This is a genomic window from Sphingorhabdus pulchriflava (assembly GCF_003367235.1).
GTDB lineage: Bacteria > Pseudomonadota > Alphaproteobacteria > Sphingomonadales > Sphingomonadaceae > Sphingorhabdus_B > Sphingorhabdus_B pulchriflava.
In genome coordinates, this window is the sequence record NZ_QRGP01000001.1 from 41,435 (window position 1) to 57,390 (window position 15,956).

Consider the following 15,956-nt stretch of genomic DNA (forward strand, 5'->3'; position numbering starts at 1 on the left):
ATCGCCCATTTGGCCTATAACGGTGGATAGGGGCAGGCGTGCGGCAAAGCGAATAAGGCAAATGGCCCTAAAGTGACATAGTACACCGGAAGGGTGGGGGCCGATTGTCACCTGTGTCACTTTAGCGCCACCGATAACTGGCGGTGTGAACAGAGAGGCGAGGGTAGGGGCAGCGGCCTGTTTCCATCGCGCTACCCAAGCAGAAAAGCGCCATGTAGGACAGTGCCTTGCTTGACCTTGCACCGCCAAGCTGTATTATATATATAATACAGAAAGGTCTCGACCATGTTTCTCGCATCCGCCTTGCTTCCCGCCCTGCTCCTCGCGGGCTCCACTCCGGCGACGATGCCCGACGGGGCCGAGCTGGCGGCGTCAGTCCAGTCCGCCGACAGCGAGCTGTTCGCGTTATTCTTCACCGGCTGCGATCCTGAGAAATTGCGGACGATGGTGACCGATACCCTCGAATTCTATCATGACAAGGGCGGGCTTGTCGCGACGTCGGGCGCGCAATTTGTCGCTGAATATGCCACCAATTGCGAAGCGAAAAAGGCCCCCGATGCGTGGCGCAGCCGGCGGGAGCTGGTCACGGCAAGCCTGCATGTCGATCCCGTCCCCGGCTTTGGCGCGATGGAAGCGGGGGAGCATCTGTTCTACGAACGAAAGGGCGACGGCCCGGAAAAGCTGGTCGGCAGGGCGGGCTTTGCGATGGTGTGGCAATGGGCGGAAGGCCGATGGAAACTGCACCGTGTGCTCAGCTACGGGCACAAACCGGTTCCTTGACCAATATCAATTCGCCCGCAGCACCGCCTGTGCAACACCGTGCAAAAGGGAGGATGCAGATGCAGGACAGGCAGGCCAAGCTGGCGCTGGTTGAACGCGGGCTGGAGCGTGCGGCGGAGGCGATTGGCGATATCACCGCGCCGCTGATGGCGCGCTTTTACGCCGCTCATCCGGCGGCGGAGGCGAGCTTTGAGCATCACGGCCTCGGCAAGCGTGCGCTGCTGGAGGCGGAGATGGTCGGCAACGTCCTTTATTGCCTGATGACCTGGTTCGAACGGCCGGAGGAGATCCGCATCATCCTCTATGATTCGGTGCCGCATCATCAGGAAACGCTGAAGGTCGAGGCTGGCTGGTATGAAGGCATGCTGTGGGCGGGGATCGACCTGATTGAGGGCACGCTGCCCGAAGACGCGGCGGACGAACGCGCCGTGTGGGAGGAAATGCGCGCCGGGCTGGCCGAGACTATAGCCAAGGCGCGCAGCTTTATCGGTTGAGCCAGCCCCTCTCCCATTGGGAGAGGGTTGCGCAGACTTACCGCTGATAGCGGCTAGTCGAAGCTGGGTAAGGGATACGGCTTTTGCGGACTGTCCCAAGCCCGGATATGTCCGGGTGCAGTGGACTGTCCCTGAAAGCCAGTGGGCGACCTGTCGGGGACAGTCCACGGCGCTAGCGCTTGGGACAGTCCCCTTGCGGCGGCTCTACCCCTCCGGCGGAGGAGCGACCGTTACGGGGCCGATTTCCTTCAGGCATTCCTTGATCGGGGCCAGGTCTTCCATGCTGGTGGGCGGGTTGCTGATCAGGTCTTGCACGCTCTTGCCCGCCATGAACTTGTCGGCGGCGCAATCGCAGACCTTGTTGAGGTCAACATTGATCCCTTCGGGCACTTGCCCCTCGGCGGTCGCGGCGCAGCTGGAAACCAGCGACTGGCGCATGGTCGATTTCACATTCTCGTCCAGAGCCCCGCCTTCGCCACAGGCAGAAAGCGCGAGAAGGGCAATCGGGGCAAGCGAAAGGGCGGCAAAACGCATCTGGGGCAACTCCTCTGGTTGGTTGCTGCCGATATGGGGAGGGGTGTGGGGATTTGAAGGGGCATGACAAATGGGGCGGCTTCGCTAAAATCGCCCGATGACCGACCCTCTAACCGCCACCTGCCATTGCGGCGCGGTGCATGTGCAGATTGCGCGGGCGCCAGACTTTATTTTCGAATGCAATTGCAGCCTGTGTGACAGCCACGGCGCATGGTGGGGCTATTATGACCCAGGCGAAGTGGTGGTGACGGGGGAGACGCGGGGCTATGGTCGCGTAGATCGGGAGGTTCCAGCGGTCGAGGTGCATTTCTGCCCCCGCTGCGGCTGTACCACGCATTTTGCCTTGAGCGAGGCCTTTCTGGAAAAGAGCGGCGTCGCGAATGACCGCATGGGCGTCAACATGCGCCTGTTCGACCGCGCGGCGCTATCGGGGGTGAAGCTGCACTATCCCTATGGCCGGGCATGGGATGGCACCGGCGAGTGGGGCTATGTGCGCGAGGCGGTGGATTTGTAGGGGGGGTAAGGTGCTTCGCTAATTCGGTAGTCGAGAATTTTAGCACCGGCATAAAGGTCGCGACGATATGTTATTCGTCGAGAATCATTTCATCGAAGAACAATTTCCCGTCTTTCGATAGGTTAAGTTGGAATCTAGGGTTGAACTGATACTCTGCGATCAGCCGATCTAGACGTGTAGCACCCTCATAGTATGAAAATGATGGATATTCAACCAATAGTTGATTGCTATCAACGATAAACCAAAAAAGATCCATGAATATCAAAACATTAGATGTATCAGATGATAAGTAATCGATGACAGAGTCTATGATTTGCATCAAGTCTCCTTCTTCATCTTTTTTCTTTGTTATCTTGTCCAAGTATTTCAATATGACTCTAGGTTCAACAGTTCCGCATAGGTAAAAAATACTTCCATTCATAAGTTCATCGTACAGTATGTCGGCGATATCATTATTGTCACTATCAGAGTAGCTATATAACTCGATCAAGCGCCCTACAATCAATTTATCAATATGTGAAAAATCCGTAAAGTTATGAGATTCTCCAAGAAATTTTGTTAACAAATCAAAAATTCTATCGTCAAACATAACCCTACGAGCAAGTACTAAAAATACTCGTTTCCATTCTTCATCAACGGGGTATTCAAAAAGCCATTCGAAAATTTCTTCAGTTGGTGTATCCTTAAAGCTTTCAGCGACAAATCCTTCGCCAAATTCGGCAGCTCTTATTTGTTCCCACCATATGTCATTCGAACGGCGTGCTCGCGTATCTGATCTTGTAAGCTTGGTAACCGAGCGATCAGGCAGTCCGCAGTTACGCAGATAGCTTTCATGAAGTTCTGCAAGCAAAGATTCTTGAGCGTTCCCAAGACGCGCAAGCGTAAGCCGAGTAAGCAGCGGAAGTCGTTCGTCATTCAACGCCAACTCTCCGGTTCTGATCGCCGGACCTATTTCCTCATACGAAGTCTCGCAAAGTGTACCAGCGGAGTCGTAATAGGCGTATCGACTGTAGTCGCCTTCCCGGCAAAACCAGCTGCGGAGTGAGGGTATAAAAACAAACTTGTCGGTATCAAAAAATTCAATGAAGGATGTAATTTTCCCGTTTATATCAATTTCTTGAACGAAGGGCCAATTAATACTGCCATGGTGAAAAATAGGATAAAGAACTCCGTTCTTACTTGTAGTAATAGATATATAGCCTACACATTTAAAGGAGCTCGAAATGCTCACCGAGCTATGCCCCATTCTTTATAAAGTTCAAAAATAATATTATATATATGGTAATAATACATTTCCTGTTTAAGAGGAAAAGATGGATATGACAGTACTTCTATTCCCATTTTGTCACATTTATCAACTAATTCATCACTCTCTAAGTACTCTTCTGGTATTATGAGTGCTTTGCATGCGCCATCAGACAAATGAATCTCATGCTCTGTTTGTAACTCTATTGAAAATCTACGGTCATCAATTTTTTCGGAATAGCTAACAATCAGCTCGTATAAAGCATGAATCTCTTCGTCGACCGCAGTTGTTTCAAATCTAGAATCAAAATCCTTTTTATCTCTTGGGCTTAATTTAAAAAATCTTTCACAATCAACGAAGAACGAAGAAACAAGGCGACTTGGGGAGTCAGGCATTGAACCTGTATCGTATTCGTTTCGCGGCATCATTCCAAAGAATTCTGGATAAATACCGTTCTCGAAGGCACCCGTATCAAAAGGAAATATCCTTTTGTAGCGAGATACTTTGTAGTCAAATAGAAAAACTGCCGGAAGCTGCCAATACTTTGTGATCTGCGATCGGCTTTCCCTTTTATATGACGGCCTTCCATAAAATAAGTATGTTAGCTTTTCATTCTGAAAAACATTACATGACTGAGGATTGATCACATTATCGAATAAAATGCGTCGAGCGGAGTAAGCGCTAGTAGAATGAAATACCGGCATTTCAGCCGACTTTCTGACAGTATTTTTACTAAGAAAGCGGCTTAGCGCATTGTCGAACGTCATCTACAGCTCCATCAAGGATTCAATCATACTGACGTTAAATCTTGAGGCGGGCAACAAAAAATGGTTGTCCCTATGTTACGTCAACATCAGTCAATTGTTTTAACTGCTCTGGCAACCCTCGCTGGCTCCCCCACGCATTCGTTTCTCCTGTGTCTTCGACGTTGTATGCAGCATGCTAAAGCAATGACTTCAAACAATGCCCGTATAACTGGCAGCCACGTTGACCTCTGGTCGCCTAATGGCCCGACCACATCCTCTGTTCCCGGCTCACTTTCCTCTTTCGAGCAAGGGCTTGAGATAATGCCCAGTATATGACCTCGGGTTCTTCGCAACCTCTTCGGGAACGCCCTCCGCCACAATCTCCCCGCCCTTAACGCCCCCCTCGGGCCCAAGGTCGATAATCCAGTCAGCGGTCTTGATGACATCGAGGTTATGCTCGATCACCACTACGCTATTGCCTTGCTCGACCAGCCGGTGGAGCACCTCCAATAGTTTGCGCACATCCTCGAAATGCAGGCCGGTGGTGGGCTCGTCCAATATGTAGAGCGTCTGCCCCGTCGAGCGCCGCGACAATTCCTTGGCGAGCTTCACGCGCTGCGCCTCGCCGCCTGACAGCGTCGTTGCCTGCTGCCCGACCTTGACATAGCCGAGGCCGACCTCTGCCAGCATCGCCATCTTGTCGCGGATCGGGGGGACGGCCTTGAAGACCTCGACCGCGTCCTCGACCGTCATGTCGAGCACGTCGGCGATCGACAGCCCCTTCCACTTCACCTCCAGCGTTTCGCGGTTGTAGCGTTTGCCGTGGCATTCCTCGCACGTCACATAGACGTCGGGCAGGAAGTGCATCTCGATCTTGATCAGGCCGTCGCCGCTGCAGGTCTCACACCGCCCGCCCTTGACGTTGAACGAAAAGCGGCCGGGCTTGTAACCGCGCGCTTCGGATTCGGGCAGGCCGGCGAACCAATCGCGGATATTGGTGAAGGCGCCGGTATAGGTGGCGGGGTTGCTGCGCGGGGTGCGGCCGATGGGCGACTGGTCGATGTCGATCACCTTGTCGCAATGTTCGAGGCCGGTCACCTTGTCATGCGCGCCCGCGATCACCCGCGCGCCGTTCAAGGAACGCGCCGCGGCGGCGTAGAGCGTGTCGATGGTGAAGCTCGACTTGCCCGATCCCGATACGCCGGTGATGCAGCAAAATGTGCCAAGCGGGATGCTCGCGGTGACATTTTTGAGGTTGTTCGCCCGCGCGCCGTGCAGCGTCAGTTTCTTGCCATTGCCCTTGCGCCGCTTCTTCGGAACCGCGATTTCGCGGGTGCCGTTGAGGTAATCGGCGGTGAGCGATTTGGCCTTCAGGATCGTCTCCAGCGTCCCCTCCGCCATCACCGTGCCGCCATGGACGCCAGCACCCGGGCCGAGATCGACGATCCAGTCGGCGGTGCGGATGGCATCCTCGTCATGCTCGACGACGATCACGGTGTTGCCGAGGTCGCGGAGCCTTTGGAGGGTCGCGAGCAGCCGGTCATTATCCTTCTGGTGCAGGCCGATGCTGGGTTCATCGAGCACATAGAGCACGCCCGACAGGCCCGAGCCGATTTGCGAGGCGAGGCGGATGCGCTGGCTCTCCCCGCCGCTCAACGTGCCGCTGGTGCGATCGAGGTTGAGATAATCGAGCCCGACATTGTTGAGGAAGCCAAGCCGCTCGTTGATTTCCTTCAGGATCGCCTTGGCGATTTGCGACTGGGTGGGGGTGAGCTGCGCGTCGATAGTGCTGAACCAGACCAGCGCGTCCGCCACGCTCATCCGCGTGGGTTCGGAGATGTTGGTGCCCGCGATCTTGACGCTCAGAGCCTCCGGCTTCAGGCGCGCACCGTGGCAGGTTTCGCAGGGCTGGCTGGTCTGGAACTTGCCCAGCTCCTCACGCATCCACGCGCTGTCTGTCTGCAACATGCGGCGGTTGAGGTTGCCGATCACGCCTTCAAACGCCTTTTTGACGGTGTAGCTTTTGCGGCCATCCTGAAAGGTCAGCTCAACCGGCATGCCGCCGGTGCCGTGGAGGATGATGAGGCGTTGGTCGGGCTGGAGCTTGTTCCACGGGGTGGTGAGCTCGAAATCATAGGCTTTGGCGAGCGAACTCAGCACCTGCATGTAATAGGGGCTGGGCGGGTTCGATTTCGCCCAGGGCACGACCGCGCCCTGTTTGAGCGACAGCGCCTCATTGGGGACGACCAGCTGCGGATCAAATTCCAGCCGCTCGCCCAGCCCGTCGCAATCGGGGCAGGCGCCCTGCGGCGCGTTGAAGCTGAACAGCCGCGGCTCGATTTCGGCGATGGTGAAGCCGCTGACCGGGCAGGCGAATTTTTCGCTGAACACGATGCGGTTGGGCGGCAGGCCGGTGCCTTTCATCGCCCCGCCGGTCACATTGCTGGGCGCTGGGGTAAAGGTCGCCCGTGCCTCGCCGAACGCCGTTGGCACGCTATCCGCACCGCCCATTGCCTCCGCCACCGTGCCATCGGCAAGATCGACAAAGGCCAGCCCCTCGGCCAGCTTTAGCGCCTGCTCAAAACTATCGGCCAGCCGCGTCTGGATGCCGTCTTTCACGACGATGCGGTCAACCACGACCTCGATGTCATGCTTGTACTTCTTGTCGAGCGCGGGGGCTTCCTCGATCGGATAGAATTCGCCGTCGATGCGCACGCGGGTATAGCCCGCTTTCTGCCATTCGAGCAGCTCCTTGCGATACTCGCCCTTGCGCCCGCGCACCACGGGGGCGAGCAGATAGGCGCGCGTGCCCTCGGGCAACTGCATCACGCGGTCGACCATCTGCGTCACCGTCTGCGCGGTGATCGGCAGGCCGGTGGCGGGCGAATAAGGCACCCCGACGCGCGCCCACAACAGGCGCATATAGTCGTAAATTTCAGTGACGGTCGCGACGGTGGAACGCGGGTTGCGGCTGGTGGTCTTCTGCTCGATCGAAATCGCCGGGGAAAGCCCCTCGATATGCTCGACATCGGGCTTCTGCATCATCTCGAGGAATTGCCGCGCATAAGCGGAGAGGCTCTCCACATAGCGCCGCTGCCCCTCGGCATAGATAGTGTCAAAAGCGAGGCTTGACTTGCCCGAACCCGACAGGCCGGTGATCACGATCAGCTTGTCGCGCGGCAGATCGATATCGATGCCTTTGAGATTATGCTCGCGCGCACCGCGCACGCTGATGTGGGTGAGGCTCATAGACCGCTTGTTCCAGATTTGTTCGCTAAGCGCAAGAGTCGCGCTGTTCCAAAACGAGATGGCGGTGGATGAGGGGTTTTGCAACCCAGCGCTTTTGCTGTAAATTGAACATCATGCAGCGACCTGGGGGCAGATTCGCAGCGTATCGAAACGCTTTGTGCGCGATGCTCGGCATCGTCTCATTGGCTGCACCTGCTGTCGCGCAATCCGAGATTGTCTTCGCCCCCGGCACCGGCGATGCGACCCTGATCACCGCCCAACCCGCCGGCCCCGCATTCAAGCGTTTCTCTTGCACCGGCTTTCAGGAAGCCAAGGCGAAACTGCTGTCTGTCTATTCGGCCGAGCATCCGGAGGGTCTGGCTACACCGCAACACCGGCTAGACCGCTCGCTGCTCGACGAAACGCTGGCGAGCTATGAAAAACATGTCTGCCTGTGGGGCAGCGGCAGCGGGCCTTCGATGATGGTGGTCGTCGATTTCGCCAAGCGCAGTGCGGACCCGCGGCTCTATGTGGTCGATCTTGAAAGCGGGCAGGGGCTAGATAGCCCGGTGGTGGTCGCGCATGGCATCGGCTCGGATCCCGATGATGATGGCTATGCCGACGCCTTCGGCAATGTTTATGAAAGCTGGATGTCGTCGTTAGGCGCGGCGCGCGGAGGGGAGTTGTATCGCGGGCGCAATGGACTTTCACTGCGGCTCGACGGCCTTGATCCCTCCAACAGCGCGATGCGTGAGCGCGACATTGTCGTGCACAGCTATGCAGCGGAGCGGCGGCGCTATTTCAACTATAGCCTGATGTCGGCACGCGGCGGCAAGCCGGGGACGAGCGAAGGCTGCTTCGTTGTCGAACCGCACCGGCGCGACTGGCTGTACGACCGGTTGCGTGATGGTGGCTTCCTCTTTGCCGGGCTCGGGAAGCAAGGCATGGAACAACGCGGCAAGCCTGTACCGGTGCAATCTGCGCCAGCCCAATCCGCTTTCCAGCAGGTCTTGTTCCGTCAGGGGACCGGAACGGAATAAGCTGTTTGGCCCTTACCCCTGTGGGGGAGTAGGGTCAGGTTGAGGCGCAAACAGTTTCTGCAACATGCGCTTTGCCGCGAACAGCCCCCAGATGGTGAGTGCGAGCAGGACCAGCGCAATGATCGCTGCGATCACCGGATTGGCGAAAGCAAGCGCCAGCAGTCCACCAGTCACGACATCTTCGGCAGTCGAGAGAATGATGTTGCTCACCGGTTCCGGGCTGGTGTTCACCGCCGCGCGCGTCGTTGCTTTGGTCGCGTGACTCGCGAGCGCTGCCCCGCCACCCAGCAGGAAGACGATGACCTGCCAGACCGGATCACCGGCATCGACCACGGCCAGCGCCAGCATCGCTCCACCCAAGGGCCGGATTAGCGTGTTGAGGCCATCCCAGATCGAATCGAGCCAGGCCACCTTGTCGGCGAAAAACTCCGCAATCGCGCCAAGTCCTGCAATGCCGATCACCCACGGGTTGGCGAGCGCATTGAGCATCTTCAGATTTTCGGGAAGGTCGACGACGCCGAAATACATCGCCAGGCCGGTTGCAAAGACGGTGAGGTAAAGCCTCCACCCCGATAAAAGGCTGACACTGGCGGCCAGGCCCAGCAATTCGACGATACCCATCCAGCTTCTCCCCGAGTTACGGTGCGGATGTCGTGATGGTGCCAGTGTGCGTGGGTTGTGGCAAGCGTCGCCACACAATGTTTACAGTCAGGACAAACAGGCTGGCCGCCCCGCCGGGTGTGTGATGGACAGCGGGACGGCCAAGGGGGAAGGGAGAGAGTGTCCCGCCTCAGCGTTTGCGCTGTTTGCGGGTAACACTGGTGTCGCGGGTCACATTGCCGTTCGACCGCGAAACCGTGTCGGTGCGGTTATAGATTTCGGAACTATTGCGCGAAGCTGAACGGTTTGCAGTGAAACCGTTTTCGGTGCGGGTCTTGGAACCGGTGTAGCTGTATTCGCCGCCATTGGGCCCGGTTCCGCTGCCGGTCGCCGTCCAGCCATTGTCGGTCTTGGTCCGCTCAACATCATAGGTTGCGGTCTTGCCGTTGAAGCCGGTGCGCGATCCACTGCCGGTGAAGCCGGTATCGGTACGCTGGCGATCGCGTTCGGTGGTTGCCGTGGCACCGTCGCTTTTGCGGGTAACAATCTTGTCCGAACTGAAGGTTCCGGCTTCTTTGTCGCGGACCGAAGTTTTCGTGCCGCTGGCCTTGGGGCCATCAAAGGTCGAGGTGCGGGTTTGCGGCTCTGCTTGTGCGATTCCTGCAAGAAAAGCGGCGGAGAGGGTAAACGCTATCAGCTTTTTCATGGGTCAAATCCTTTGCTGTCTATTGAAGGCCGTTTTTGACCGCCTTCAGATAGTCAACGCGCGACGTCGCCATTCCCTTCGTTTTCGGGTGCAATTTTTTCTGCTTCAGGCGAAGTCGCTGACGCTGATTGCACGATGGCCAGCAATTCGCGGCGGATGGCGCGACGCTCTGCGGGTGCGGCTGTCCGCATCTGCTCGCGCAATTCGCGGACGCGCGCCTGCTGTTCGGGTGGCAATTGACGAAATGCTTCGCGCCGCGCTTCCGCCTTGGCTGGATCGATCCGGGGCTGCTTCAGCTGATCCCCAGTCGCGGCCTTGTCCTCGACAGTTATGCTGCTCGCGACTTCTTTGCGCTGCGCCATTTCGCGGTGCGCAAGTTCGCGTTCGATTTTGCGCCGGATTGCGGGATTTTGCAGCAGCCGATGTTCGGCAAGCGCGCGCCGCAATTCAGGGAGTGTTACCTCACCCTTTTCAAGCATGGTCTCGATTTCCTGCCGCGCGATGGCGAAACGTTTCTGCCTTGGCAGCGCCCGAAAATCGGGAACTGTGCGCAGCCGCTGGTAGAGAGCGCGCACTGCCTGGCGTCCGTTCGGGGTGGGTTCGGTTTCCGGTTGAGCCGGAACCATTTCCTTGCTGACGAAAGCGGGTTTCGCTTTGGGCTTGGGAATATCCTTTTGGGGCAAATCGACCAGCTTGGCCTTGGCAAGCGCGTCGCTTACCATAGGGACATAGACGGGATCGCCGAAAAATCCTGATGCGGCGGCGGTTGCGGTGGCGATACCAAAAGCGGCGACCACCGTGACAATCCGCCCCGAACGGCGCCAGCCAGCGCTGCCAAACCGTCGGCGGGCCGGAGCAAGTGGTGGCGTGATTGAAGAAGATTCGACAGGCAAGTCACCCGCTGCGATGCGGGCGGCCAGTCGGTCGCCAAAGCCTTGCGGCAAGGGCGGCACCGTCAGTCGGTCGAGAGCGGCGGCGACATGTGGCGGGAAAGCAGGATCGGTCATACCGTTACTCCCTTCCCTTCGACGCAATCGCGCAATGAAGCGCGGGCGCGGAACAGCAGCGATTCAAACGCCTTGATCTGCATGGCCAATATATCGGCGGCCATCCTGTTTTGCCTTTCCTCATAATAAGTCAGCACAATCGCTGCGCGTTGCCGGTCGGGCAGCGCTTCGATGCACGCGGCGACAGCGCTGCGGACGTCATCCTCCTCGATCACTTCGTCGGCCAATGGGCTTTCATCGGCGCGTTCGGGGACTGCATCGTCGCCGACAAAGCGGCGGCGTCGGATGCGGTCGAGGCAGGCGTTGGTCGCAACGCGTGTCAGCCACGCCGCTACGCCGGGGCCGCCCGCCTGCCAGCGCCCGGCATATTGCCACAGCCGCAGCAACGCATCTTGGGCCACATCTTCGGCCTCGGCAGCGTCGTTCAGCATACGATAGGCGATACGCCATGCGATCTCTGCATGGCGATCGGCGAGCAGGCGCAACGCATCTGCATCACGCGCGGCGACACGCGCCATCAGCGCGTCGTCACTTTCGCTCGCTATCGCTTGCGCGGTGGTTGCCATTCAGATCTGGTCCTTAGCTTCACTGCCATTGATGCTATAACGTGCGGGTTACAAAAACCCTTCGCGAAAAAATGATAGCTTGGCAGACGCGTCTTTCCATGCTGCAAAGGGGACGATGTCTGAAGAATTATTGATCCACCCCGTCACCGGCGAAGTCATGCCGCCCGCGACCCCTGCCGCCACCATGGTTATTTTCCGCAACAATCCGGAAGGCGGCCCGCCGCTGATCCTCATGGTTGAGCGTGTGAAGTCGATGGCCTTCGCGGGGGGTATGGTGGTTTTTCCGGGCGGGAAGGTTGACGATCATGACCGCGCTTATGCCGGGGTGCTCGATCACGGGTTGGATCTGCACGAGGCAGCAGCCCGGCTGGCGGTGATCCGGGAGACCATCGAAGAGGCAGGCCTTGCTCTCGCGCTGGACGGCGTCGTTGATGCAGCCGATTGCGCCGAAGCGCGCGCCGCGCTGTTCGACGGGGCGAGCCTCAAGGAAATCTGCGACGACAATGGCTGGACGCCGCAGCTGAACCAGCTGGTGCCCTGGGCCCGCTGGCGCCCGCCGAATCTGGAGACGCGGGTTTTCGATACCCGCTTCTATCTGCTCGACGCAGGCGATGCACATCTGCCGGCGGTGGTCGACAACACAGAAAACCGCATGCTTTTCTGGGATAGCGCACCGGGAATTCTCGACAAGATTGCCCGCAAAGAGGTGAAGGCAATCTTCCCGACCGTGCGCAATCTGGAACGACTGGCGCAGTTTGAAAGCTTTGACGATGCCGCCAGCCATGCTGCCGACTATCCGGTGAAGCTGCTGCTCACTTATGTCGAGGAACGCGATGGCGTGCCGCATATCTGCATCCCCGAAGGCCATGGCTATCCGGTGGTGGCCGAGGCGATGACCACGGCGACCCGCGGCTAGGCGCTTGGCGATTTTTGCACAGCTCCAGGGGCTGCTGGGCGTTGCCCTGATCGTTTTCCTGGCATGGGCATTTTCCGAAAATCGGAAGCAGCTTCCCGGTTTGCGCTGGATTGGTGGAGCGTTTTTGCTGCAACTCGCACTCGCGCTGCTGATCGTGCGTGTGCCTGTGATCTGGGATGCGATCAACGTCGCCAACCATGCGGTGCAGGCTATTGAAAAAGCAACGCTTGTCGGTTCGAGCTATATGTTCGGCTATCTGGGTGGCGCGCCTTTGCCATTCCCGCTAGCCGAGGGCAGCCAACCGCCGCTGATCATCGCTTTCCAGATATTGCCACTGGTGATCGTGTTTTCGGCGATATCGGCGCTGCTGTGGCACTGGAAAATCCTGTCATGGATTGTGCGCGGCCTGAGTTGGGCGCTGCAGCGCACCTTGGGCGTCAGCGGTGTTGTCGGCCTTGGTGGCGGAGCGAACATCTTCCTCGGCGTGGTCGAGGCGCCTTTGGTGCTGCGTGCCTATTTCGAACGGATGAGCCGGGGCGAATTGTTCATGATCATGGTGCTGACCATGGCCAATATTTCGGGTGCAATCCTGATCCTTTATGCAACTACGCTGTCCAAGACCGTGCCCGATGCGGTGGGGCACATGATCTCCGCCTCGCTGATCTCGCTGCCAGCTGCGGTGCTGATCGCGAGGTTGATGGTGCCCGGGGATGGCAAGACAGCAACCGACCCGGATGACACCAGCCTGAAATATGACAGCAGCATCGACGCGATCATTCGCGGGACGATGGATGGGGTGCAGTTGTTCCTCGCGGTAATCGGCGTGATCATCGTCGTCTTTGCGCTGGTCGCGCTGGTCGACCAGATGCTCAGCGTGCTGCCATTGGTGGGTGGTGAGGAGCTGACGCTGCGGCGTATGTTCGGCTGGCTGTTCGCGCCGCTGATGTGGGCAATCGGCGTGCCGTGGAGCGAAGCGCCGACGGCAGGTGCGCTGATGGGCACCAAGGCGATCCTCAACGAATATGTCGCTTATCTCGATTTGGCGGCGCTTCCGGCGGGCGAGCTCGGACCGCGCAGCCAGTTGATCGTCACTTATGCGCTGTGCGGCGTCGCCAATTTGGCGAGCATTGGCCTGCTGGTTTCCACCATCGGGACGCTCTGTCCCGAACGCCGGGGCGAGGCCGCGGCGCTGGGAATGAAAAGCTGGATTGCCGGAAATCTAGCGTCCGCAATGACCGGCGCGGTGATCGGGCTGGTGACGGCGGTTTAGATCAATCTTCCGGCGCGATGGTGACGACAAGGCCCTCGAGGCTGTCGTTCATCTGTATCTGGCACGACAGGCGCGAGCTTTCGTTGCGGCTGTCGGTCGAATCGAGCAAGTCATTCTCGTCCTCGCTCATAGCCGGAACTTTGTCGGCAAAAGCACCATCGACAAAGACGTGACAGGTCGCGCAGCTGCAGCAGCCGCCGCATAGTGCGAGCAGCTCGTCAAAGCCATTGTCGCGGATCACTTCCATCAGCGACAGGCCGTTTTCGGCCTCAACATCGCGAGCTGATCCGTTGCGCGAAATGACGGTAATCTTGGGCATGCGGGACTCCCCTGTTCGAAACTGTTTCGCGGGCCTGATAAAAGCGCCCTTACGTTAAGGGAAGCCTCTTTTTGTGGATAGTTTCGCCTCCGGCCTTGGCCTTGGCGAATGCGCTCCCTATGTCCGGCTTCAAATAGCAACAGGATTCCCGCAAATGTCAGACCGTCACGCCCCCGTCATCATTATCGGTTCCGGCCCCGCCGGCTATACCGCCGCGGTCTATGCAGCCCGCGCAAACTTGACGCCGATGATCATCACCGGGGTGGAAGTGGGCGGGCAGTTGATGACGACGACCGAGGTCGACAACTGGCCGGGCGACGATGCTGGTGTGATGGGCCCCGAACTGATGGAGCGGATGAAAAAGCACGCCGAACGTTTCGGCACGCGGATCGAGAATGACTTTATCGAAAAGGTCGATTTCTCGAAGCGGCCCTTCACGCTGACCGGTGGCGCGGGTGATTATACCGCCGATGCCGTGATCATCGCGACGGGCGCGAGCGCGCAATATCTGGGGCTGTCCAGTGAAACCTCCTTCATGGGCAAGGGCGTTTCAGCCTGTGCGACCTGCGACGGTTTCTTCTATCGCAACAAGCCGGTTGCGGTCATCGGCGGTGGCAATACCGCGGTCGAGGAAGCGCTCTACCTCGCCAATATTGCGAGCCATGTGACTTTGGTGCACCGGCGCGACAAATTGAAAGCCGAAAAGATTCTGCAGGACCGCCTGTTCGCACGCGAGGCCGAGGGCAAGGTGACGATCAAGTGGAACCATACCCTCGACGAAGTGCTTGGTGATGCGATGGGTGTCACCGGCATGCGGATCGCCGCAACGGATGGCAGCGGCACCCAAGATGTCGAACTGCACGGCGTCTTCATCGCCATCGGCCACAAGCCCAATACCGGCATTTTCGAAGGCCATCTCGACATGGCGGGCGGCTATATCAAGGTGCGCGGCGGGGCCGAGGGTCAGGCGACCGAAACCAGCGTCCCCGGCGTATTCGCCTGTGGCGATGTGATGGACCATATCTACCGCCAGGCGGTGACGAGCGCGGGCACAGGCTGCATGGCCGCGCTCGATGCCGAGCGGTTTATTGATGCGAATGCAGGCTAGCTATGCCCTCTGACGAGCTGGTGGAGTTCGCCGCCAAGCTTGCCTTTCGGGCGGTAGTGAATGTACCCGAGCTCGTTTTCAACAAATATGTCGCACGCTATTTCCATAGCGTAGGCCGCTATACGATTATGCTCGGAACCCTTGGCTTTGTGCGTATTCCATCTTCACGCCGGATGGTCCCGCAGGGCACCAGGCCGAAGCCTACCCTGCAAGATTGGTTGGCGTTGTTTATCGGAATTGCGGTCTGGTGCGGCGCGGCGGCGTTGGTGGTATTGGCTTATTGTTAGGCTGCCGCCTTTGCAGGCATGAAGTTGCTCTTGCGGAGCAAGGCTGCGGAAACCAGCGGGACGAGCAGCCCGATCGGCGCAAATTCGCTAAGGGTTATCAGCATGCGGAACAGCGGCTGCTCATATTGTTTGGCGAAATCCTGCATTTCCGCCGATTGCTTGGCTATTTCGGCAGCCGAGGCACCCGATGCCTTCAGGTCTTTCAGATAACCGGCAATATATTCGTTCATGAAGGCATAGTCGGTCTTCCACATATAGACTTCCCAGCTGAAGACATAAGCCACTGCCGCGACGGATGCGATGCCGAGGCCAAGCCAGAATGCGGGCCAGAAACGGATGACCCCGCCCAGTTCGGTATCGCGGTACCGTTTGATCCCGACAAAGACGAAGCTGGTCGCCACCAGCATCGACAAATAGCCCGCGACCATGCCTGCCGCGCCGCCTTCTGGGACGAACAGCATGCCGATATTCCATCCGGCGATGACGATGACTGCGGCGATCAGGCCGTAAACTGCGATAATCCGTCCCATTGTATATCTCCTTCAATTTGGACGGGTCGGAGCTAAGCCGCCAATGCGCGCCAATCTATCGCCCA

The 15,956-nt window shown here is 58.3% G+C and carries 18 protein-coding genes; 8 read left to right on the top strand and 10 right to left on the bottom strand.

Going from position 1 to position 15,956, the window contains the following annotated elements; all coding sequences use genetic code 11:
• Window positions 1-285: 285 nt before the first annotated feature.
• A complete protein-coding gene (locus tag DXH95_RS00155) occupies window positions 286-780 on the top strand; it encodes a nuclear transport factor 2 family protein (protein ID WP_239016489.1) in 495 nt (164 codons plus the stop codon).
• Window positions 781-839: 59 nt separating this feature from the next.
• The gene (locus DXH95_RS00160; protein ID WP_147291645.1) at window positions 840-1,274 is read left to right on the top strand and encodes a hypothetical protein; all 435 of its coding nucleotides are present in this window, start codon (window positions 840-842) and stop codon (window positions 1,272-1,274) included.
• Between the two features lie 204 nt (window positions 1,275-1,478).
• On the opposite strand, the gene DXH95_RS00165 is transcribed toward DXH95_RS00160, so the two are convergent.
• Window positions 1,479-1,808, bottom strand: coding sequence for a hypothetical protein (locus DXH95_RS00165; protein ID WP_115547473.1), 330 nt, complete (start codon window positions 1,806-1,808; stop codon window positions 1,479-1,481).
• A 97-nt stretch (window positions 1,809-1,905) separates the two neighbouring features.
• Between DXH95_RS00165 and DXH95_RS00170 the strand changes: the two genes are divergently transcribed.
• Window positions 1,906-2,322 (top strand): GFA family protein, encoded by a 417-nt coding sequence (locus tag DXH95_RS00170; protein ID WP_115547474.1) that lies wholly within the window; start codon window positions 1,906-1,908, stop codon window positions 2,320-2,322.
• 70 nt (window positions 2,323-2,392) lie between these two features.
• Here the strand turns inward: DXH95_RS00170 and DXH95_RS00175 are convergent, their stop codons facing one another.
• The 3 genes from DXH95_RS00175 to uvrA all read right to left on the bottom strand — a co-directional run bounded on the left by DXH95_RS00175 (window position 2,393) and on the right by uvrA (window position 7,563).
• A complete protein-coding gene (locus tag DXH95_RS00175) occupies window positions 2,393-3,553 on the bottom strand; it encodes a hypothetical protein (protein WP_147291646.1) in 1,161 nt (386 codons plus the stop codon).
• Window positions 3,550-4,335, bottom strand: a complete 786-nt coding sequence (locus DXH95_RS00180; protein ID WP_115547476.1) for a hypothetical protein — start codon at window positions 4,333-4,335, stop codon at window positions 3,550-3,552. The genes DXH95_RS00175 and DXH95_RS00180 overlap by 4 nt, the downstream gene beginning before the upstream one ends.
• A gap of 267 nt (window positions 4,336-4,602) precedes the next feature.
• Window positions 4,603-7,563, bottom strand: coding sequence for an excinuclease ABC subunit UvrA (gene uvrA / locus DXH95_RS00185; protein ID WP_115547477.1), 2,961 nt, complete (start codon window positions 7,561-7,563; stop codon window positions 4,603-4,605).
• A gap of 113 nt (window positions 7,564-7,676) precedes the next feature.
• On the opposite strand from uvrA, the gene DXH95_RS00190 reads away from it, so the two are divergent.
• Window positions 7,677-8,582 carry a murein L,D-transpeptidase catalytic domain-containing protein gene (locus tag DXH95_RS00190; protein ID WP_181883516.1) on the top strand — a complete coding sequence of 302 codons (906 nt, stop codon included), beginning with the start codon at window positions 7,677-7,679 and terminating at the stop codon, window positions 8,580-8,582.
• Between the two features lie 12 nt (window positions 8,583-8,594).
• Here the strand turns inward: DXH95_RS00190 and DXH95_RS00195 are convergent, their stop codons facing one another.
• The 4 genes from DXH95_RS00195 to DXH95_RS00210 form a co-directional block, all read right to left on the bottom strand.
• Entirely contained in the window at window positions 8,595-9,203 is a 609-nt protein-coding gene (locus tag DXH95_RS00195) for a DUF4126 domain-containing protein (protein ID WP_115547479.1), read from the bottom strand.
• Between the two features lie 169 nt (window positions 9,204-9,372).
• Window positions 9,373-9,888, bottom strand: a complete 516-nt coding sequence (locus DXH95_RS00200) for a hypothetical protein (RefSeq protein ID WP_115547480.1) — start codon at window positions 9,886-9,888, stop codon at window positions 9,373-9,375.
• Between the two features lie 53 nt (window positions 9,889-9,941).
• A complete protein-coding gene (locus DXH95_RS00205) occupies window positions 9,942-10,895 on the bottom strand; it encodes a hypothetical protein (protein WP_115547481.1) in 954 nt (317 codons plus the stop codon).
• The gene (locus DXH95_RS00210; RefSeq protein ID WP_115547482.1) at window positions 10,892-11,461 is read right to left on the bottom strand and encodes a sigma-70 family RNA polymerase sigma factor; all 570 of its coding nucleotides are present in this window, start codon (window positions 11,459-11,461) and stop codon (window positions 10,892-10,894) included. The genes DXH95_RS00205 and DXH95_RS00210 overlap by 4 nt, the downstream gene beginning before the upstream one ends.
• Window positions 11,462-11,576: 115 nt before the next feature.
• Between DXH95_RS00210 and DXH95_RS00215 the strand changes: the two genes are divergently transcribed.
• Both DXH95_RS00215 and DXH95_RS00220 read left to right on the top strand, forming a co-directional pair.
• Window positions 11,577-12,377, top strand: coding sequence for an NUDIX hydrolase (locus DXH95_RS00215; RefSeq protein WP_239016490.1), 801 nt, complete (start codon window positions 11,577-11,579; stop codon window positions 12,375-12,377).
• 4 nt (window positions 12,378-12,381) lie between these two features.
• On the top strand, window positions 12,382-13,647 hold the full coding sequence (locus tag DXH95_RS00220) for a NupC/NupG family nucleoside CNT transporter (RefSeq protein WP_115547483.1): 1,266 nt from the start codon (window positions 12,382-12,384) through the stop codon (window positions 13,645-13,647).
• 1 nt (window position 13,648) lies between these two features.
• On the opposite strand, the gene DXH95_RS00225 is transcribed toward DXH95_RS00220, so the two are convergent.
• Entirely contained in the window at window positions 13,649-13,966 is a 318-nt protein-coding gene (locus tag DXH95_RS00225) for a 2Fe-2S iron-sulfur cluster-binding protein (protein WP_115547484.1), read from the bottom strand.
• 154 nt (window positions 13,967-14,120) lie between these two features.
• Between DXH95_RS00225 and trxB the strand changes: the two genes are divergently transcribed.
• On the top strand, window positions 14,121-15,074 hold the full coding sequence (gene trxB, locus DXH95_RS00230) for a thioredoxin-disulfide reductase (RefSeq protein ID WP_115547485.1): 954 nt from the start codon (window positions 14,121-14,123) through the stop codon (window positions 15,072-15,074).
• 2 nt (window positions 15,075-15,076) lie between these two features.
• The gene (locus tag DXH95_RS00235) at window positions 15,077-15,361 is read left to right on the top strand and encodes a hypothetical protein (protein ID WP_115547486.1); all 285 of its coding nucleotides are present in this window, start codon (window positions 15,077-15,079) and stop codon (window positions 15,359-15,361) included.
• Here the strand turns inward: DXH95_RS00235 and DXH95_RS00240 are convergent.
• Window positions 15,358-15,891, bottom strand: a complete 534-nt coding sequence (locus DXH95_RS00240) for a DUF4199 domain-containing protein (RefSeq protein ID WP_115547487.1) — start codon at window positions 15,889-15,891, stop codon at window positions 15,358-15,360. The two genes, DXH95_RS00235 and DXH95_RS00240, sit on opposite strands and share 4 nt — an antisense overlap.
• Between the last annotated feature and the right edge of the window lie 65 nt (window positions 15,892-15,956).